Origin of the sequence: Serratia sp. P2ACOL2, from assembly GCF_003691565.1 — a bacterium.
Classification (GTDB): Bacteria; Pseudomonadota; Gammaproteobacteria; order Enterobacterales; family Enterobacteriaceae; genus Serratia; species Serratia liquefaciens.
Window position 1 is genome coordinate 2,490,615 of the sequence record NZ_CP033162.1, and the last position, 16,732, is coordinate 2,507,346.

Sequence of the window (16,732 nt, forward strand, 5' to 3'; positions counted from 1 at the left end):
AAGGGGAATATTTTTTAAGCGTCGATACTTTGTATGGGCGGGAATATTTATAGATAAGACAATCTGATTAATTCTATAAAATAAAAAGAATCTGACGCACCAATGCGTGGCGAATAAAATAAATTCGGCCGGGTATTTTCAATTGAAAACAACCCGGCCTAAAAATATTAACGGCTGGTTTGGTGGCCGATGATACCGCCCAGCGCTGCGCCGCCCAAGGTACCCAGCGTACTGCCGTCGGTCAATACTGCGCCACCCAGGGCGCCAACGCCGGCACCGATAGCGGTGTTGCGATCGCGGTGAGACATATTCCCACATGCGGTGACAGAAAGTGTTGCCATGATGATAACCATCACGCCTGCGGCACGTTTAAGGTTCATAAGAGTTTCCTGATAAATTGCCTAATTAACAGACAAAGAAAGCACTGATTAATCGGCCGGTAGAAGTTGAGATGAATGTATTCTGCCGAAAGAAAATAGAACAGGTAAATATTCTTAATTTTGTGCCATCGGATTTTATTTAATCGCCATTTTACTTTGGGGTGATGATTAAATCGCCAGCCTGTTATCTCTTAGGGCAGGTTGGATAATCCTTAAAGCGCGTTAAAAATCCTAAGGCCCAGGGTTATGGGCTATGACACGTTCCGGCCTGCATTGGCGTACGGATACCGCTGGATGTTGACGCCACTGCTTCTGGTGCTGGTTGTCCCTGACAGAGAGCATTTTTTTGCATTGCGGTAATGCAACTGTGTAAGTTACATTAGCGACATTGAGTTGTGATCTGCATCACAGATTGAAATCAAGCAAAAATAACCTTAAGAAATTCCAGGGAAATTTTCCTTTCTGGGCAGGCTTTTTGCTGCTTAAAAACCAGGAGACAACGATGTTAGAAATACTAGAGAGTTTGGCCACCGTGGTGATCATGGTGCCGGTAATGATAGCCCTGTTGCTTGGCTCGATTTATGGCTTGGGTGAGCTGTTTAATCTGTTTTCTGCCGTTGGCGGGAAAAAGAGCTGACGCTGGAATAATGTTCGAGGGGCGCAATGCCCCCCGATGCAGGCTTAAAGTACCGTTGCCAGGAAATCCCGCGTTCTTTGATGTACCGGTTCATCCAGCACCTGTTTTGCCGTCCCCGTTTCTACCACTTTCCCTTGATCCATAAAGATGATTTGGTCCGCCACTTCGCGGGCAAAACCGATTTCATGCGTCACCACCACCATGGTCATGCCAGAGTGCGCCAGGCCTTTCATCACCTGCAGCACTTCGCCAACCAATTCGGGATCGAGCGCAGAAGTGGGCTCATCGAACAGTAGCACCTCTGGCGTCATCGCCAGGGCGCGGGCGATCGCCACTCGCTGTTGCTGTCCACCAGAAAGCTCGCGTGGCCAGGCGTGAATGCGATGTTCCAGCCCGACGCGGGCCAGCAGCGCTTTTGCCCGTTCCACCACCAGACTTTTCTTTTCCTTTTTGACCAGCAGCGGGGCTTCAGTGACGTTCTCCAGCACTGTGCGGTGCGGGAATAAATTGAACTGTTGGAACACCATACCGATGCTTTTACGCTGTTCGGCCACTTCGCGTTCCTTCAGTTCATACAGCTGGTTGCCTTTTTGGCGGTACCCGATGAGTTGCTCGCCCACCCGAATGGTTCCGCCGTCGAGTTTTTCCAGATGATTGATGCAGCGCAGCAAGGTCGACTTCCCCGAACCGGAAGGGCCGAGGATCACCGTTACCGAGCCTGCCGGGATCTGCAGGCTGATATTTTTCAACACTTCGGTGCCGGAAAATGACTTGCGCACCTGGTTGATCTGAATGGCGGCGCTCATGATTGTGCCTCCTGTGACGGACTGGATGCGGCTTTGCGGGGACGGAACAGCCAGTTGCTGCGCACCGCCTGGCTACCTCGACCAAAATAGCGCTCAACATAGTACTGGCCGATCGACAAAATCGAGGTCATCACCAGATACCACAACGTGGCGACCAACAGCAGCGGGATCACCTCGTAGGTGCGCTGATAGATGATCTGCGCCGAATAGAGCACGTCCTGCAGGGCGATCACCGACACCACCGCGGTGGTTTTAAGCTGCCCGATCACCTCATTGCCGGCAGGGGGCAAAATGGTCCGCATGGCCTGCGGCAAAACTACGCGCCACAGGATTTGTCCACGGCGATACCCCAAGGCCTTGGCGGCCTCCAGCTGGCCACTGCCGACGCTTTGGATACCGGCGCGTACAATCTCCGCCGCATAAGCCGACTGATGCATCACCAGGGCGATCACCGCTGCGCTGAAGGTACTGATGATGGTGTTGGTCGGAGCGCTGGCCACTTCACCCAGGAAGGGGATCCACAGACTGATGCGCGGGTAAAGCGCGGCGATGTTGTACCACAGGAAAAGCTGCACCAGCATCGGCACCGCGCGGAAGAACCAGGTATAAAACCAGCTCACCGCCACCAGCACCGGGTTGGCCGACAGACGCATCAACGCCAGCAGCACGCCCCCGGCAAAGCCGAAGATCACCGAAATCACGGTGAGCTTCAGCGTCATGATCACGCCATTGATAATCGACGCTTCGGTAAAGTTTTCCGCCACCACCGCCCATTCGAAGCGCGGGTTATGCAGCATCGAATTGGCGATAATGCCGACGATCATCAGCACCAACAGGGCGCTGAACCAGCGCCCATAATGCCGATGACCGACGATGCGCAGTTCGGCATCACCGGTCGCTTGTGGCCCATTCATTTTGCAATCTCTTCATTGATGCCGGCGGTTTTCACCGCGCCGAAGCCGATATCCCAACCGTCGAGGATTTTCTGGTAGCTGCCGTCGGCAATCAGCGAGTTAAGCGCCGCCTGCACCGGTTTCACCAGGTCGGAACCTTTCGGCAAGGCGATGGCGACCGTGGTGCCTTCAATGTTGATGTCGCCTGCCAGCGCCAGCGGTTTAACGTGGGTAGCCTGATAACGCAGGCCTTCATACGGACCAAAGAACATCGGCACGCGTCCGCTGATTACGGCCTGAACACCGGCTGGACGATCGGGGAAAATCGGAATGGTGATCGCCGGTTTTCCGCCGCTGACGCAGCTGTCGCTGGCCTGCTGCAAGCGGGTGATTTGTGAAGTGCCCGCCCCGGCGCCGACGGTTTGTCCACAAAGCTGCGCCAGCTCGGTGTAAGGGCCGAGGGCGGCATCTTTACGGGCGATCAGCGCCAGCTTGGATGCGTTGTAATAGCCGACAAAATCGACCTGTTGGAAGCGCTTCTTGTTGGCGTCGATATTGGCCAGGGCAACGTCATAACGGCCGGATTTAAGGCCGGGGATGATATTGTCGAAGCCGCCGGTATCCTTCCAGTGGATTGCCACGCCGAGGCGATCGGCGATGGCGCTCATCACGTCGATTTCACGCCCGGCCAGCGTTTTGTTGTCGGCTTCATAGAAGGTGGTCGGGGGCGTATTGGGGTTGGTGCCCGCCACGATGTAACCGGCTTTTTTTATTGCTTCCGGCAGGCTGTCGTGCAGTGCGGGATCGGCGTTGGCTTTTACCGCGGCGCGGAAGGGCACATCGCCTTCAGCGGCATAACCGACGGCCAGCGGAGCCAAGGTAGCGCCAGCCAGCAGCAGGGAGAGTACGGTGCGTTTGAGGTTGGTTTTCATCATGTTCCCCTGCGAATTAAGCCGATTTTACGTTAGCGAAGTTGATTGCCGGTTGCGGCAGGCCCAGGTTTTCACGCAGGGTTGAATACTGATATTCCTCGCGGAACAGGCCGCGACGGCGTAGCTCCGGGATCACCAGTTCGACGAACAGTTCCAACTGATTCGGCAATACCGCAGGCATGATGTTAAAGCCGTCGGCACCTTGCTGTTCCAGCCACTGCTGGAAGTCATCGGCGATCTCTTCGGCGGTTCCCACCACCACGCGATGCCCGCGCGAACCGGCAGCAACCGCCGCCAGTTCACGCAGCGTCAGGTTTTCGCGTGCCGCCAGATCGGTCAGCAGCTTCACCCGGCTTTGGCCGCCTTCGGTCGCGCCGACGTCCGGTACCGGGCCATCGAGCGGGAAGCCGCTAAGATCGAAGCCGAAGCGGGCGGAAAGCTGTTCGATGCCGTTATCGATATCCACCAGTTGATTGAGCTGATACCAGGTTTCCTGCGCCTCGGCTTTGGTGCGTCCCACGATCGGCATCACGCCCGGCAGGATCAGCAGGTGATCCGGGTTGCGGCCGGCATCGGCGACAAATTTCTTCTGGCTGCGATAGAAGGCCTGGCCTTCTTCCAGCGTGGCGGCGGCGGTAAACACCACCTCGGCGGTTTCTGCGGCCAGCTGTTGTCCGGCCGGCGAAGAACCGGCTTCGATGATCACCGGGCGCCCCTGTGGCGAACGGGCAATGTTCAGCGGGCCTTGCACCGAGAAGTGCTTGCCTTGGTGGTTGGCCGCGTGGATTTTCTCGTCAATGGCATACACGCCACTTTGCTTGTCACGTACGATAGCCCCTTCCTCCCAGCCGTCCCACAGCTTGTAGCTGGCTTCGAGAAACTCTCGTGCCACTTCATAACGCTCGGCGTGCGAAGGCAGATCGTCACGGCTGAAGTTACGTGCCGCGTCACTGGAGAATGACGTCACCACGTTCCAGGCGGCGCGGCCGTGGCTGATGTGATCGATAGAGGCCATGGCGCGCGCCAGGTGGAAAGGCTGGTCGAAAGTGGTGGAGGCGGTGGCCGCCAGGCCGATGTGTCGAGTTCTGACCGCCAGCGCCGCCAGCAGCGTCAGCGGCTCCAGGCGGGACAGGGTGGAAGGCAGACGGTGCACGCTGGTCGCCAGCGCATCGCCGACGAAGAACATATCAAAGGTGCCTTCTTCGGCCTTTTGGGCGATCCAGGTGAACCAGTCAATGTCCGTAGGCGAGCCGCTGGCCCCTTCGGCACGCCAGCCGCCGACGTGATGGCCCAGAGCCTGAACAAACAGGCCGAGACGTAATTGACGCGATGGTGTTGAAGGTGAAGTACTCATAATTATTCCTATATTTATTATTGGTTTAATAATTCGATTAAACGGCTTAGCGCGGCGGGCTGCGTTAGCGCGCAGTCCTCGATCACGCGGTCACCGTTCAAATGCGGCAGCAATAGCAGGATGCTGCGCAGTTTCGCACCGACGTCGGTCTGTCGGGCGGCGGTTTGCTTTCTTGTGACGATGTCACTTAATTGACGGCCGTCGTGCAGCGTTAGCGTGACGCGGTGGAAGCGTAACTCCGCATCCAGCTCGTCTGGCGGTGCCGTCAGGTCGGCATGGCGTTCAACCCGTGCCGCCAGGGCTGAAATATTTGGGTCAACGGGGGCCTCACCGTAGTGCATTAGCGGCACGCTGCCGCTGTACAACGCATCGGCGATGACGTATTCCAGGCTAAAACGCGCCTCAACGCCGTTTGACGGGCGGCGAATATAGGGAGCGGTATCGGCACCGGGTGGAAAACTGACCTGGATCTTGGCGATGGCAGCGGAAATATCCTCGACGGCAATGCCTTGTTCGAGCAGGCGTTCGCGCAGGATAAATGCGGCCTCCGCAGCGCTGTGGGTACCGCCGCAGGTGGGATAGCGTTTAAATTCCAGCCCCGGTTGCAGGATACGCCACGGCGCCCCCCAATCGGCCGTCAACAATTCGGGCCGCTGCCGTCCGTCGCCATGCGAGCTCAACAGGCTGTCTATCACGCCTTCCGGCTGCCCGGCAAAACCCAGCTGCGCCAGCAGCACGGCATTGACTGCCGCCCGAGCGGCGATCCCTGCGTGCAACGGCTTGGCGGCTGACCCGAACTGACTGCGCAGCCCAGCTGCCTGGGTGGCCGCCAGCCCAAGGGCGATCTGCGTTTGGTGCAGCGTGAGGTGTAAATAGCGTGCTGCCGCCGCAGTGGCGGCAACGGCGCCAAGGGTGGCAGTGCTGTGAAATCCCAACTGATAGTGCTGAGTACCGGCAGCCAGCCCCAGTCGCCCGGCAGCCTCTACGCCAATGACATAGGCGGTCAGTAGCGCGTCAACGTCGGGGTTATCGTCGGTCAATGCCAGCAGCGCAGAGAGCACCACCGTGCTGGGGTGCCCGCGCAGCGCGGGGTGATAATCGTCAAAATCCAGCGAATGGCTGATATAGCCGAAATAGAGCGCACGGTTCTCGGCACTGGCAGGCGGGAACACTTTTTTTACCGCTGCCAGGCCGCTGTCGGTGAGTACGCCCTGGGCGATCGGCAACGCGCAGGCAAAATAATCTATCAGCCCCAGGCGGGCGGCCGACAGGGCTGATGCTTCGGGCCGGCTATCCAGCACCAAATGGGCAAATTGAGCGGTTATGAGCGATGACAAGATATAAAACCTGATTTTTTATGCGGTTATGCGCCGGCCTGCGATTCAGATTTCATTGTGTGGCGATTTCATTAGCCCCGAAAGAACGAACGGAAATTTCATATTTCAAAATAGAATATGGTGGATGCCGTTCTCAGCAATAAAGCTGGGCCAATACCGCATGGCATCTGGCTTAGTCATTTTAAGGCAAAGCAAAGTCGCCATTTGGCGTAAGAAAAAAGGGCGCTAAAGCGGGAACAGTTGTTCACACAGCAGATCGATAAACACCCGCAGTCGGGGCGTCAGGTGCTTGCTGGAGGGCCAGAGAATTTAACGTTGCCGAATTCCGCAAGCACCTGCTGGGAGCGTTGCTCTGCCACTAACAGGTGGAAGTAACCTTGGCCGATGGCGTCACTTAATCATTGCCATAACGCGTTGGAACAGGATGCTGTTGGGGTTGGCCAACTCGTTAACCAGCGTGAAATGGTTGTTGTGCCGATCTTCCAGCAGCGCCACATTTAGCCCTTTTTCTCGGCAGGCGGCGAAGTAAGCCAGCGTCTGGTTTCTGAACCCCTGGGTTTCTTTGGCGCCGACGTTGAGCAGGATCTGCGGCGCATCTGCCTTTTCCGGCAGCATAAACAGCGGGCTGAGGGTTGCCGCCTGCTCAGGCGACAGGCGCATCCAGTCATTGATGTAGATATCGCACAGCGGTCGTATGTCGTACAGGCCGCTCAGCGCCAGCGCTCCTTTGATCACGTTGACGGGCACCTGATACAGGTGCTGCCAGTCATCGGCAATCAGCATGCCACACAGGTGGCCGCCGGCCGAGCTGCCGCTGACGAAGATGCGTTCTGGGTCGATGCCGTACTGGCCGGCGTGGTGGTAAAGCCAGGCTATTGCGCTACGAACCTCGCGGACGATTTCTGCCAGCGTGGCTTCAGGTTGCAAGGTGTATTCCAACGTGGCGACCGCTACGCCATGCTGGGTGAAAGTTGCCGCCATCGAACAGGCTTCTTCCTTACGCTGGGAGTGCCAATAACCGCCGTGAATAAACACCAACAGCGGTGACGGTTGTCTGGCGGCAGGGAACAAGTCCAGGCGCTCGGCGACGCCCATCCCGTAGTGGATATCGTAAATCCCCGGCGTCTGCGCTTTGGCCTGCGCGGCCAGTTGTTCATATTGCGCCATGCAGGCGTCAAAATCCTCTACCGAGGCACGGGCGTTGTACTGCACGGCGCGCATCGACAGATCGTCAAACAGCAGGTCGATTTTCATTATCTATCTCTCCTTGAGGGGGTGCCCTCATCATCTACCTGAAGCCGTTTAGACGTTTGCTTCTTAATGCGGGTACAGGTCCGCCGTGACATGGCGCCTGGTGCACTAATAAACTGCATTTGCTGCGCCTTCCGCCTGCTCTCTGGACGGCATAGGCTACTGACAGGTTCTTTCAGGAGTCAGCAACATGAAGTCAATAACCCAACACGCCAGCCCGCCAGTCAATTTGCGTGGGATCCTTGCCAGCCTTTGTTTATCGATGCTGGTTTCTTCGCTGGGCGCCAGCATTGCCAACGTGGGCTTGCCGACGCTGGCGCAGGCGTTCAACAGCTCTTTTCAGGCGGTACAATGGGTCGTTATCGTCTACCTGCTGGCCGTTACCACGTCGATTATTGCCATGGGCCGCTTGGGGGACAGGATGGGGCGCCGCCGCCTGTTGCTGACGGGGATTGCTCTGTTCACCCTGGCGTCCGGATTGTGTGCTATTGCGCCGGGCATCTGGCTATTGTTGGCGGCGCGCGTTGCGCAAGGTTTGGGAGCGGCCGTCATGATGGCAATGACCATGGCGCTGGTTGGTGAGGCGGTGGGTAAAGAAAATACCGGCCGTGCCATGGGGTTGCTGGGCAGCATGTCGGCCATTGGCACGGCGCTTGGCCCTTCGCTGGGGGGCGCACTGATATTGGGTTTCGGCTGGCGGGCGATGTTTCTGGTCAACATACCGGTGGGCGTAGTGGCTTTTCTGCTGGTTTATTGCTCCCTGCCGCAGGAACAACGGCAACGGCAAAAAGAACGCGGTCGGTTTGACTGGCCAGGGACCTTACTGCTTGGGGGGACGCTGGCCTGTTATGCGCTGTCGATGACGTTGGGACGCGGTGACTTTGGCGTCGTCAACCTGACGTTGTTGCTGGGCGCGGCGCTGGGGATGGGGTTATTTGTCCGGTTGCAAAAGCGCACGGCGCTTCCCCTGATCCAGTTGGCGCTGTTCCGCCAACCGGGTCTGAGCGTCGGGTTGGCGATGAGTGCGCTGGTAATGACCATTATGATGACGACGCTGGTGGTAGGGCCATTTTATCTGACGCATGGGCTGGGTTTGGCGGTTGGGCAAGCGGGACTGGCGATGTCGGCGGGGCCGATAGTGGCCGCGTTGCTCGGGGTACCGGCCGGTCGGTGGGTGGATCGCTTCGGGGCGCAAAGGATCACTTTGATGGGGCTGACGACCATGGCTGTTGGGGCAGGCATCATGTCGATGATGTCGCTGAATCAGGGCGTGTTCGGCTACGTGGCACCGCTGTGCCTGATGACGCTGGGTTATGCGCTCTTTCAGGTCGCCAACAATACGGCCTTGATGAAGCATGCCGCCCCCGAGCAGCGTGGGGTGATCTCGGGCATGATCAACCTCTCGCGCAACCTTGGGTTGATCACCGGCGCATCGGCCATGGGGGCGTTATTTATGTTGGCAACCCACACCGGCGATATCAAGTTGGCTTCGTCGCACGCCGTTGCAAATGGCATGCAGATAACCTACCAGGTCGCCGGTGCGCTGGCGGCGTTTGCGCTGGTGATGGCTGCCAGAAACGGTGGCGTCCGCCCGCACGAGGACGATTACAGCAGGTCGCCCCGGTAGGCGATATGAATTTTGTTGCCGTCCGGATCGCGTAGATAAGCGCCAAAATATCCCTTGCCGTAATGGGTCCGCTCGCCGGCTTCACCTTCCGATGTGCCGCCCGCCGCCAGCCCGGCGGCATAGGCTTGCCGAACCTGTTGTTCATTCTGGGCGGTGAACGCCACCATACTGCCGTTGCCGGCACTGGCCGGCTGTCGGTTATAAGGTTGGAAGGCGTAAAAACGCGGCAATGTCCGGTCAGGCAATACCCAGCAACGAGCCCCGGGGCCGCCATCGGGCGTGACCGGGCGTTGCTTGAGTCCCAGTGGCAGCAAAATCGCATCGTAAAATGCAGCGGCTTTGTCCAGATCGCTGACGCCTACGGTGATATGACTAAACATAGTTTCCCTTATTTGTCCCTGCTTACACGTTGCCTCACTTTAGGCCTGATAGCCCAAAAAATAAACAACTCGGCGCTGGATTTTCAGCCCAGATATTCAATGATCGACAAACCGCCGTTGTAATCCGTGCTGTAAATGATCCCCTGAGCGTCGACAAATACGTCGCACGACTGAATAACCTGCGGACGATCAGGGCGTGTGTCCATCATCCTCTGCGGCGCAGCGGGAACCAAAGCGCCGGTTTCCTTCGGTTGATAAGGGTTGCTGATGTCGTAAGCGCGAACGCCGGCATTTTGGTAAGTGGCGAAAATCAGCGTCGAACTGATAAAGCTGCCAGGACGGTTCTCATGCAGATTATGGGGGCCGAAGTGTGCGCCTTTGCTGACGTAATCGCATTCATCCGGCTGTGGGAAGGTCGCGATGCTCACCGGGTTGGTCGGTTGGCGAATATCAAACAGCCAGATCAACTTTTCGCCGTCCTGCTGGTTGTCGAGCACCGCCTCATCCAATACTACCAGCAGGTCCCGATCCGGTAGCGGCAGTGCGGTGTGGGTGCCGCCGCCAAACGGCGGACTCCAGTTGCGATGGGCAATTAACTGCGGTTGACTGCGGTCCTTGATATCCAACAGGGTTAGCCCCCCGTCGCGCCAGCTGGCATAGGCGGTATCGCCGCTGATGATCGCATGGTGCAAAGCGTAGCGCTTGCCCTCCGGCCAGTTGGGCGTTTCACCCCCGGCGCTGTGCATACCCGGTAGCCACCAACGCCCGGCGATTTGCGGATGACGAGGGTCGGCCAGATCGACGGTCAAAAAAATGTAGTCGCTGTAGCCGTCGATCAGCGCCGAAACGTAAGCCCAGCGCCCGCCCACGTACCAGATGCGGTGTACGCCGATGCCTTCCAGCGCCAGAAAACCAATCTCCCGTGGCCGGTCCGGGGTGGAAATATCGAAAATACGCATCCCGGCGCTCCAGCCGCGGAGATCGCTGCTCGATACCGTCTGGCTGATGGCGCGGGTGTAATAGACTTTTTCATCGGCAAAGCGGACGTCGGCAAATAAATCCCGGGCGTTAATCACCAGCAGCAAATCGTCATGCGCCTGTAAATGCACATTCCAGGTGCCGGGTGGCGCAGGGACAAAGCCGGCGGGTTTCGGATCCTTCGCATCGCGTACGTCGACGATGGAAAAGCCCTGCGAAACCATGTGGCCGATATAGGCATAGCCCCGATGAACCATCACCTGTACGCCGTCCGGCCTGCCGCCCTGATCGCTGTGACCGATCAGCCGCATATTGCGGCTGTATTCGGGCTGCACAAGGGGTTGCGTTGCCATCACCGCTCCTTATTTCTTAGCCTGTTGCGCTTCAAGCGTGGCGAACCAAGGAGCGATGAAATCGTCTGATTTACCCCAGTTCGGGATCACTTTCGCCAGCGAGGCGACGTTGGTGGCCGCCGGATGGCTGAGCAGCAGGGCCTGCGGGATTGCCGCAGCTTTAAATTCATAGGTTGCAGGGGTTTTCTCGCCGCCAATTTTATTGGCCACCAGGCGCAGGTTAACGGCGCCGATCAGCTTGGGATCCACCGCCACGCTGAGCTTCCAGGCGCTGTCTTTAGCGCGCATCAGCGCCAGATCCTGGTTGGAGATATCGATACTGTAGAGTTTGATTTCGGTACGGCCATTCTCCTGCAGGGCCTTGTAGGCCCCCTGGCTAAACGCATCCCAGGTACCCCAGATGGCATCGATTTTGCCTTTCGGGTATTTGGCCAGGATCGCGCCAATTTTGTTGGCCGTATCGCCCTGAACGTCGGAGGACACCGCACCGATGGATTCCAGCTCTTTGATGCCGGGCTGTTGTTTAAGCAGTTTCTGGTACTGCGCCTGACGTCGCTCCATGGGCGGGAACCCCGCGACCCATAGCTTGATGATATTCGCCTGACCGTTGAAATCTTTTACCAGTTGGCCAAACGAAAGATCGGTCAACGAAGCGTCGTCCTGCTGGGTAATGGTCACGCCCGGGATTTCGCCCTGCACGGCGGTATCAAAGGCGGCCACCGCGATGCCGCTGTCGGCGATGCGTTTGAGCAGGGCGGTTGAGTAAGGATCGCGCCCCTGAGACAGAATAATGCCGTCGTACTTCTGGCTAATGGCCTGATTGACGAAGTCCTGGAATTTGGCGTCGTCGCCGTTGGTCAGGAAGGTATTGACCTGAAAGCCGAGCTTGCGGCCTTCCTGCACCGCCCCGGATACGAACTGCGTGGTATTGTCGTCAGAACCCAAATTGCGGATCACCGCAATGCGGATCGGCCCCTGATGATTCGCTATCGCTGCCGGGATCGGGGCGGCAGTGGGGGCGGATAATGCCGGAAACACGGCGAACAGGCTGAGCGCCAGAAGTGAGGTGTTGAACAATTTCATTGAGTTTTACCCTGCATGGTTAAGCATCATTAAAAAGCGAGAGGACAATTCATCGTCACCATTGGGATGGCTTTTTATTGAAAGGATGAATTGAGGCAGCCAGTTTCCATGGCCGACCGGCGGATGACAATGAACGAAAAAACATAAGCTAATGCAAAAGAGTATTAGTGATTGGCGTCCTCGCCCCTATGATGGCAATAGCTGATAAAATAAGGACTTGAGCATGAGTGATAACTCCATCCGCGTGGTCGTCGGCCCCGCCAACTATTTTGCATTCCCCGGATCCATTGACCAACTGGCGCAGTTTTATTCCCCGCAACAGCTGAGCAAGGCGCTCTGGGTGTATGGTGAGCGCGCATTGGCGGCGGCAAAACCCTGGTTACCGGCGGTATTCGACGATGCCGATGCTCGTCGGGTGCTGTTTAACAGCCACTGCAGCGAGAGCACCGTGCAGGATATCGTGCGCCAGGCCGGCGCGGAACGGCAACTGGTGATCGGCGTTGGCGGCGGTGCGGTGTTGGACACGGCCAAAGTGGTGGCCCGTCGCTTAGGGCTGCCGCTGGTGGCGATCCCGACCATTGCCGCCACCTGTGCCGCCTGGACGCCGCTCTCGGTGTGGTACAACGACCAGGGGCAAGCATTGCGCTATGAGATTTTCCATGATGCCAACCATCTGGTGTTGGTCGAGCCGGAAATTATCCTGCGTGCTCCGAAGGAATACTTGCTGGCTGGGATCGGCGACACCCTGGCGAAATGGTATGAAGCGGTGGTGCTGAGTCCGCAGCCGGAACGTTTGCCGTTAACCGTGCAACTGGGCCTCAATACCGCACTGACGCTGCGCGACGTATTGCTCAACCAAAGCGAGGCGGCGTTGCAGGCACAGGCGCAAGGACAATTGAGTCAGGACTTCCTTAATGTGCTGGAGGCGATTATCGCCGGTGGTGGTTTGGTGGGGGGACTGGGCGATCGCTATACCCGCATCGCCGCTGCGCATTCGGTGCATAACGGGTTGACCGCGCTACCGCAAACCGATGCCTTCTTGCATGGCACCAAGGTGGCGTACGGCATTCTGGTGCAGAGTGCACTGTTGGGGCAACCGGAAACCGTGGCGCAACTGATTGCGCTTTACCGGCGACTGGATTTGCCGGTCAGTCTGGCAGCGCTGCAGGTGGATATCCGCGATGAAGCGCAAATTAAACGGCTGACCGAACGCACCCTGCAGCAGGGGGAGTCGATTCACCTGCTGCCGATCACGATCGACGATTCCAGCTTGCGCACTGCGCTTAGCTTTGTGGAGTCTCTGAGCGCGTAACCGACAGGCCTGGGGGAAGGGAAATTTTCCCCCGACCTGACCTGCTATGCGCCGTCTGCTGTAGCCACCCTCGGCAGCGTAGTCGTTTACGGCACGTAGATGATCTCGAAGCTGGAGGTTTTATCGTAGTAGGGCGTCATGCCGCCATCGACGTAGAAAACCTGCAGATCATAATGATAAACCAGTTTTTTATCTGGATTAAGGATCAAATCCAAGGCCGAGACCTTGATCGTGACGTCATGATTGGGGTGTTCCTTGTTCAGCTCCAGGGTCTGGTTGTCGATATTCACCAAAATGCGTTTTATCGGACGCGGTCCCGATGGGTCATAAGCCGAACTGTCGCTTCTGAATTCAAGGGTTTTGTCGATGTCCACCGGGGCGGACTGTTTGATAAAGTCGCGCACCTTGTCCTGATATTTGGCCTCCAGCGCCAACAACACCGGCAGATGATCCGGGTTGAAACCGATGAATTGCACCGCCAGATACCCTTTAAGCAGCAGGTTTTGCGGTGAGCGATCGAATAACGCGTCCCAGATCAGCGCAAATTGCTGGGCGGGTAGCGTGAAGGAATCGACAATGCCGCTTTGCAGATTGATCAGCGCATTTTTCTCCTCCGTTTTCCCCTCGGGTAACGCCAGCTGCAACGTCAGCGTGTCGGCATTGGCGAACGGCACCAGCCTGGCGTCCGCCTGCATTTGCGAAAACTGTTCTGTGGCGTTGGCAATCCGCCCCTGATTTACCTTGGGTAACAGGAAGTAGTCGAAGGTCACCTGAACCTCCCCCAGTGAGGTGGCGTGTTCAGGGGCAGAGAAGGAAATCGACAGCATGGGTTTGTCGTCGCTATCGGTGGCCAGCAGGAAGGTATCGGGCAGGTAGTAAAGGTAATTCTTGCGCACATAATCCTGATAGTAGTTGTACCACAGGTGCTGATATTCCAGCGGCGTCAGGATCAGTTGCAGGCGCGGCGGTGGCGGCAAGATGCCCTGATAGATATACGGGTAGTAGTTTTCGGCAAAGTAGAAAATCTTGGGATCGGTGACGGTGTTGGTAATGCCGTGCTCGGTTTTAATCGCGACCACCAGTGTGGTTTGCGCATCGTAGTCGGACAAGGCCCGCAGCAGGGCGTCACGCTGCTCCAGCCGCTGCAGGTCAAGCTGCGCCTGGTAGCGGTTTTCCTGTGGCGTCAGCAGCACCTGATCGAAGATCATCTCTTCGGCGCCGCCGAAGGTAGTAAAACTCAGCACCACATAGGGAATTTGCGGCACCTGGCGGCTGAGCGAGAAGTCCAGCTTCATGCTCCAACTGGTGCCGTCGGTGCTGGTGGCAATCTGGTAGCGCGTTTCGCCTGAAACAACTTCGGTACAGACCTCGGCGGTCAGGTCATCCGCCGCCATGGGCGCAGCTCGTCGATAACGCAGTTGTTGGGTAGTGACGTCAGGAAACTGTTCGCGCGCATTCTGCAGAATAATTTGGTTCAGTGCTACCAGGTCATTGAGAAAGGTATTCATGGTTATCCTCAGTAGATTTGGTTTGGGCCAGCGTTCTGAATTGGTTCAGGCAGGAGGAGGTCCAGAGGAAGCGCCCGTCGTGCCGACGGTATAGCGGGCTTTCCAAGGGTTCAGCGGGCCATTGCCAGCGGGCTAATGCGTCAATCACGGGCGAGAGTTGCGGGATCCCCGCCTGTTTGGCGTACTCCAGGGTGGTGCGCCATTCGCCGGGGTGGGCGTAATAGGGGGTTAGCATACTGAGTCGATCGTAACGGCCGTCGCTCCATTGCACCGCCTGATTCAGCATCTGAATAATGCGTCGGTAGGCCGGCAATACGGCACCGTTTCCGCTCGTCAGCGTATGGAGCAGGATCAGCGCGTTGGTATTTACACAGCAATCCAGTTGGCGGATATCGTTGTCGTCCTTCATCCAGGTATGAAAACTTTGGCATTCCGCCCATTGGTGCTGTTCGGCGGCCAGCCGGGGATCGACCCGGCGTAGCTGGTAGCCGTTCATATGCGAAATCGTCTGGCTGACCCGTGACAATGAAATGCGGCCAAACTTGTACAGCAGCTCGGTGATGATGGCGGTGTCGTCAATATCAGCACAGATGCTCTGGTTTTCCATCCATCGCGGGTGGGTGGCGCTTGGCCAAAACCTGAAGTGGAACGGATGGGCCTCGCAAGCAAGCAAAAAATCGAGCGCTTTCTCAATAAACGGGGCGGTCTGCGGGGTGTAATCCAGGGTGCGCAACACCTGCGCAGTCACAAAAGCGTTTTCATCCTGATGCCAGCGCCCGTCCGGCGTTCTGACATGAGCGGCAAAGGCGCCGCTGGCACACTGTTGCGCCAGCAGTGTCCCCAGCCCCGGTCTTCCTGCCTTGATCGTCACAGAGGCAGTTTCCAGCGGCAACGCCTCAAACCGGGTATTTTGCGGACTGAAGGTGCAACTGGTGGCGTGATGCCCTTGCAGATCAACCGAAAAACCGACCACGTTGAACTGCAGGTCGATCTGCTTATCCACCACCTGTTGCAACAAGGGCAATGCCTGACCGCTTTGCGTCAACAAGGCTTGCAGCGCCGGGAATACGCGCTGGTTATCACCAAAGAAACTGGCCGCCATGGTGAACAGGGTAAAACTTTCCAGCTTGCCGTCTGGAGCGTAGACCAGGCTAAAACCGTAGGTGGTGGGTGGAAAACCCTCGCGACTCAAGGTGTGCAGCAGGGCTTGGCCCAACAAGGGTTCCAGCGCAGAGAACAGCGCCTCGCAGCCAAAAAAGGCCATTACCGTCGCGATATCGGCGTGGGTGATGAGCGCGCTGTGCCACTGGAAGTAGTATTCGCGTGGCGAGGACGGCAGCTCGGGATAATAGCCGGCCATCAATAAAGATAAACCGGCTTGCCGGCAGTCTGCCGTCGGGAGATCTGCCGCGCCGCCAGGCCAGGCGCAATCTTCAGGCACCTCCGAGTACACCTTGGTTTTAACCGCCTCCGGGGTATATTTTCGACCTAGCCAGGAGCCAAATCTCAGAGGGTGAGCGCTTTGGCGCTGTATGTGATCGACCGCGGCAAAACAGGTTTCGGCGTCAGATTGTGCTGGCGAGGCGGTGATCTTTTGGCTGTGTCGATAAAAGGCCTCGATGCCGCGGTTTTCCGCGTAGCGAGGTAAAAAAGGATCCAACGTGCAGGCAAGCGCCAGCGGCTTTGATGACGAAACGGTGAACTCGAGCGGGCAACCATTATAACCCAGCAGGCTGGTGTTAAAGGCGGCGGACAGGCAACCGGAAGCCAGGCGAGCCTGGCTGAAACGGGCGATCTCGGGCGCCAGCGTGGTCCGTAAATAGGGTGCTTTTTGGCACAGGGCGCTTACCAGGGCGTTCCATGCCGCTGGTAATACTGCATTGCGTTCGACCATCGTCAGT

At 57.5% G+C, this 16,732-nt stretch carries 15 protein-coding genes; 3 read left to right on the top strand and 12 right to left on the bottom strand.

Translation table 11 applies throughout. The features are described from left to right. Nucleotides 1-167: 167 nt before the first annotated feature. Nucleotides 168-380, bottom strand: a complete 213-nt coding sequence (gene osmB / locus EBA31_RS12260) for an osmotically-inducible lipoprotein OsmB (protein WP_020826833.1) — start codon at nt 378-380, stop codon at nt 168-170. 502 nt (nt 381-882) lie between these two features. Here osmB and EBA31_RS12265 point away from each other — a divergent pair. Beyond that, nucleotides 883-1,017, top strand: a complete 135-nt coding sequence (locus EBA31_RS12265) for an AcrZ family multidrug efflux pump-associated protein (RefSeq protein ID WP_020826834.1) — start codon at nt 883-885, stop codon at nt 1,015-1,017. A 44-nt stretch (nt 1,018-1,061) separates the two neighbouring features. Here EBA31_RS12265 and EBA31_RS12270 read toward each other — a convergent pair whose 3' ends face one another. From EBA31_RS12270 to EBA31_RS12295, 6 genes are all read right to left on the bottom strand, one after another. Continuing rightward, entirely contained in the window at nt 1,062-1,823 is a 762-nt protein-coding gene (locus tag EBA31_RS12270) for an amino acid ABC transporter ATP-binding protein (protein WP_020826835.1), read from the bottom strand. Next, the gene (locus tag EBA31_RS12275) at nt 1,820-2,737 is read right to left on the bottom strand and encodes an amino acid ABC transporter permease (protein ID WP_122079284.1); all 918 of its coding nucleotides are present in this window, start codon (nt 2,735-2,737) and stop codon (nt 1,820-1,822) included. Before EBA31_RS12275 ends, EBA31_RS12270 begins: the two co-directional genes overlap by 4 nt. Beyond that, complete coding sequence (locus EBA31_RS12280; RefSeq protein ID WP_020826837.1) at nt 2,734-3,648, bottom strand: ABC transporter substrate-binding protein; 915 nt, start codon at nt 3,646-3,648, stop codon at nt 2,734-2,736. The genes EBA31_RS12275 and EBA31_RS12280 overlap by 4 nt, the downstream gene beginning before the upstream one ends. Before the next feature lie 16 nt (nt 3,649-3,664). Continuing rightward, nucleotides 3,665-5,002, bottom strand: a complete 1,338-nt coding sequence (locus tag EBA31_RS12285) for an LLM class flavin-dependent oxidoreductase (RefSeq protein WP_020826838.1) — start codon at nt 5,000-5,002, stop codon at nt 3,665-3,667. Between the two features lie 17 nt (nt 5,003-5,019). Next, nucleotides 5,020-6,339 carry an MmgE/PrpD family protein gene (locus EBA31_RS12290; protein WP_122079285.1) on the bottom strand — a complete coding sequence of 440 codons (1,320 nt, stop codon included), beginning with the start codon at nt 6,337-6,339 and terminating at the stop codon, nt 5,020-5,022. Between the two features lie 390 nt (nt 6,340-6,729). Then, complete coding sequence (locus tag EBA31_RS12295) at nt 6,730-7,593, bottom strand: alpha/beta hydrolase (RefSeq protein ID WP_122079286.1); 864 nt, start codon at nt 7,591-7,593, stop codon at nt 6,730-6,732. 187 nt (nt 7,594-7,780) lie between these two features. Here EBA31_RS12295 and EBA31_RS12300 point away from each other — a divergent pair, with 187 nt between their 5' ends. Continuing rightward, a complete protein-coding gene (locus EBA31_RS12300; RefSeq protein WP_122079287.1) occupies nt 7,781-9,217 on the top strand; it encodes an MFS transporter in 1,437 nt (478 codons plus the stop codon). On the opposite strand, the gene EBA31_RS12305 is transcribed toward EBA31_RS12300, so the two are convergent. The 3 genes from EBA31_RS12305 to EBA31_RS12315 form a co-directional block, all read right to left on the bottom strand. Then, nucleotides 9,196-9,597 (bottom strand): VOC family protein, encoded by a 402-nt coding sequence (locus EBA31_RS12305; protein ID WP_122079288.1) that lies wholly within the window; start codon nt 9,595-9,597, stop codon nt 9,196-9,198. The two genes, EBA31_RS12300 and EBA31_RS12305, sit on opposite strands and share 22 nt — an antisense overlap. Before the next feature lie 83 nt (nt 9,598-9,680). Continuing rightward, entirely contained in the window at nt 9,681-10,928 is a 1,248-nt protein-coding gene (locus tag EBA31_RS12310; RefSeq protein WP_122079289.1) for an LVIVD repeat-containing protein, read from the bottom strand. Between the two features lie 9 nt (nt 10,929-10,937). Beyond that, nucleotides 10,938-12,011 (bottom strand): sugar ABC transporter substrate-binding protein, encoded by a 1,074-nt coding sequence (locus tag EBA31_RS12315; RefSeq protein WP_020826844.1) that lies wholly within the window; start codon nt 12,009-12,011, stop codon nt 10,938-10,940. A 223-nt stretch (nt 12,012-12,234) separates the two neighbouring features. Between EBA31_RS12315 and EBA31_RS12320 the strand changes: the two genes are divergently transcribed. Further along, on the top strand, nt 12,235-13,323 hold the full coding sequence (locus EBA31_RS12320) for an oxidoreductase (RefSeq protein ID WP_122079290.1): 1,089 nt from the start codon (nt 12,235-12,237) through the stop codon (nt 13,321-13,323). An 86-nt stretch (nt 13,324-13,409) separates the two neighbouring features. Here EBA31_RS12320 and EBA31_RS12325 read toward each other — a convergent pair whose 3' ends face one another. Both EBA31_RS12325 and EBA31_RS12330 read right to left on the bottom strand, forming a co-directional pair. After that, the gene (locus EBA31_RS12325; protein ID WP_122079291.1) at nt 13,410-14,831 is read right to left on the bottom strand and encodes a hypothetical protein; all 1,422 of its coding nucleotides are present in this window, start codon (nt 14,829-14,831) and stop codon (nt 13,410-13,412) included. After that, nucleotides 14,812-16,725, bottom strand: coding sequence for a hypothetical protein (locus tag EBA31_RS12330; RefSeq protein ID WP_122079292.1), 1,914 nt, complete (start codon nt 16,723-16,725; stop codon nt 14,812-14,814). The genes EBA31_RS12325 and EBA31_RS12330 overlap by 20 nt, the downstream gene beginning before the upstream one ends. Between the last annotated feature and the right edge of the window lie 7 nt (nt 16,726-16,732).

What these genes read in the sequence shown, in the direction of transcription:
- osmB (WP_020826833.1), bottom strand. Translation starts at nt 380, where the DNA reads ATGAACCTTAAACGTGCCGCAGGCGTGATGGTTATCATCATGGCAACA.
- EBA31_RS12265 (WP_020826834.1), top strand. Translation starts at nt 883, where the DNA reads ATGTTAGAAATACTAGAGAGTTTGGCCACCGTGGTGATCATGGTGCCG.
- EBA31_RS12270 (WP_020826835.1), bottom strand. Translation starts at nt 1,823, where the DNA reads ATGAGCGCCGCCATTCAGATCAACCAGGTGCGCAAGTCATTTTCCGGC.
- EBA31_RS12275 (WP_122079284.1), bottom strand. Translation starts at nt 2,737, where the DNA reads ATGAATGGGCCACAAGCGACCGGTGATGCCGAACTGCGCATCGTCGGT.
- EBA31_RS12280 (WP_020826837.1), bottom strand. Translation starts at nt 3,648, where the DNA reads ATGAAAACCAACCTCAAACGCACCGTACTCTCCCTGCTGCTGGCTGGC.
- EBA31_RS12285 (WP_020826838.1), bottom strand. Translation starts at nt 5,002, where the DNA reads ATGAGTACTTCACCTTCAACACCATCGCGTCAATTACGTCTCGGCCTG.
- EBA31_RS12295 (WP_122079286.1), bottom strand. Translation starts at nt 7,593, where the DNA reads ATGAAAATCGACCTGCTGTTTGACGATCTGTCGATGCGCGCCGTGCAG.
- EBA31_RS12300 (WP_122079287.1), top strand. Translation starts at nt 7,781, where the DNA reads ATGAAGTCAATAACCCAACACGCCAGCCCGCCAGTCAATTTGCGTGGG.
- EBA31_RS12305 (WP_122079288.1), bottom strand. Translation starts at nt 9,597, where the DNA reads ATGTTTAGTCATATCACCGTAGGCGTCAGCGATCTGGACAAAGCCGCT.
- EBA31_RS12310 (WP_122079289.1), bottom strand. Translation starts at nt 10,928, where the DNA reads ATGGCAACGCAACCCCTTGTGCAGCCCGAATACAGCCGCAATATGCGG.
- EBA31_RS12315 (WP_020826844.1), bottom strand. Translation starts at nt 12,011, where the DNA reads ATGAAATTGTTCAACACCTCACTTCTGGCGCTCAGCCTGTTCGCCGTG.
- EBA31_RS12320 (WP_122079290.1), top strand. Translation starts at nt 12,235, where the DNA reads ATGAGTGATAACTCCATCCGCGTGGTCGTCGGCCCCGCCAACTATTTT.
- EBA31_RS12325 (WP_122079291.1), bottom strand. Translation starts at nt 14,831, where the DNA reads ATGAATACCTTTCTCAATGACCTGGTAGCACTGAACCAAATTATTCTG.
- EBA31_RS12330 (WP_122079292.1), bottom strand. Translation starts at nt 16,725, where the DNA reads ATGGTCGAACGCAATGCAGTATTACCAGCGGCATGGAACGCCCTGGTA.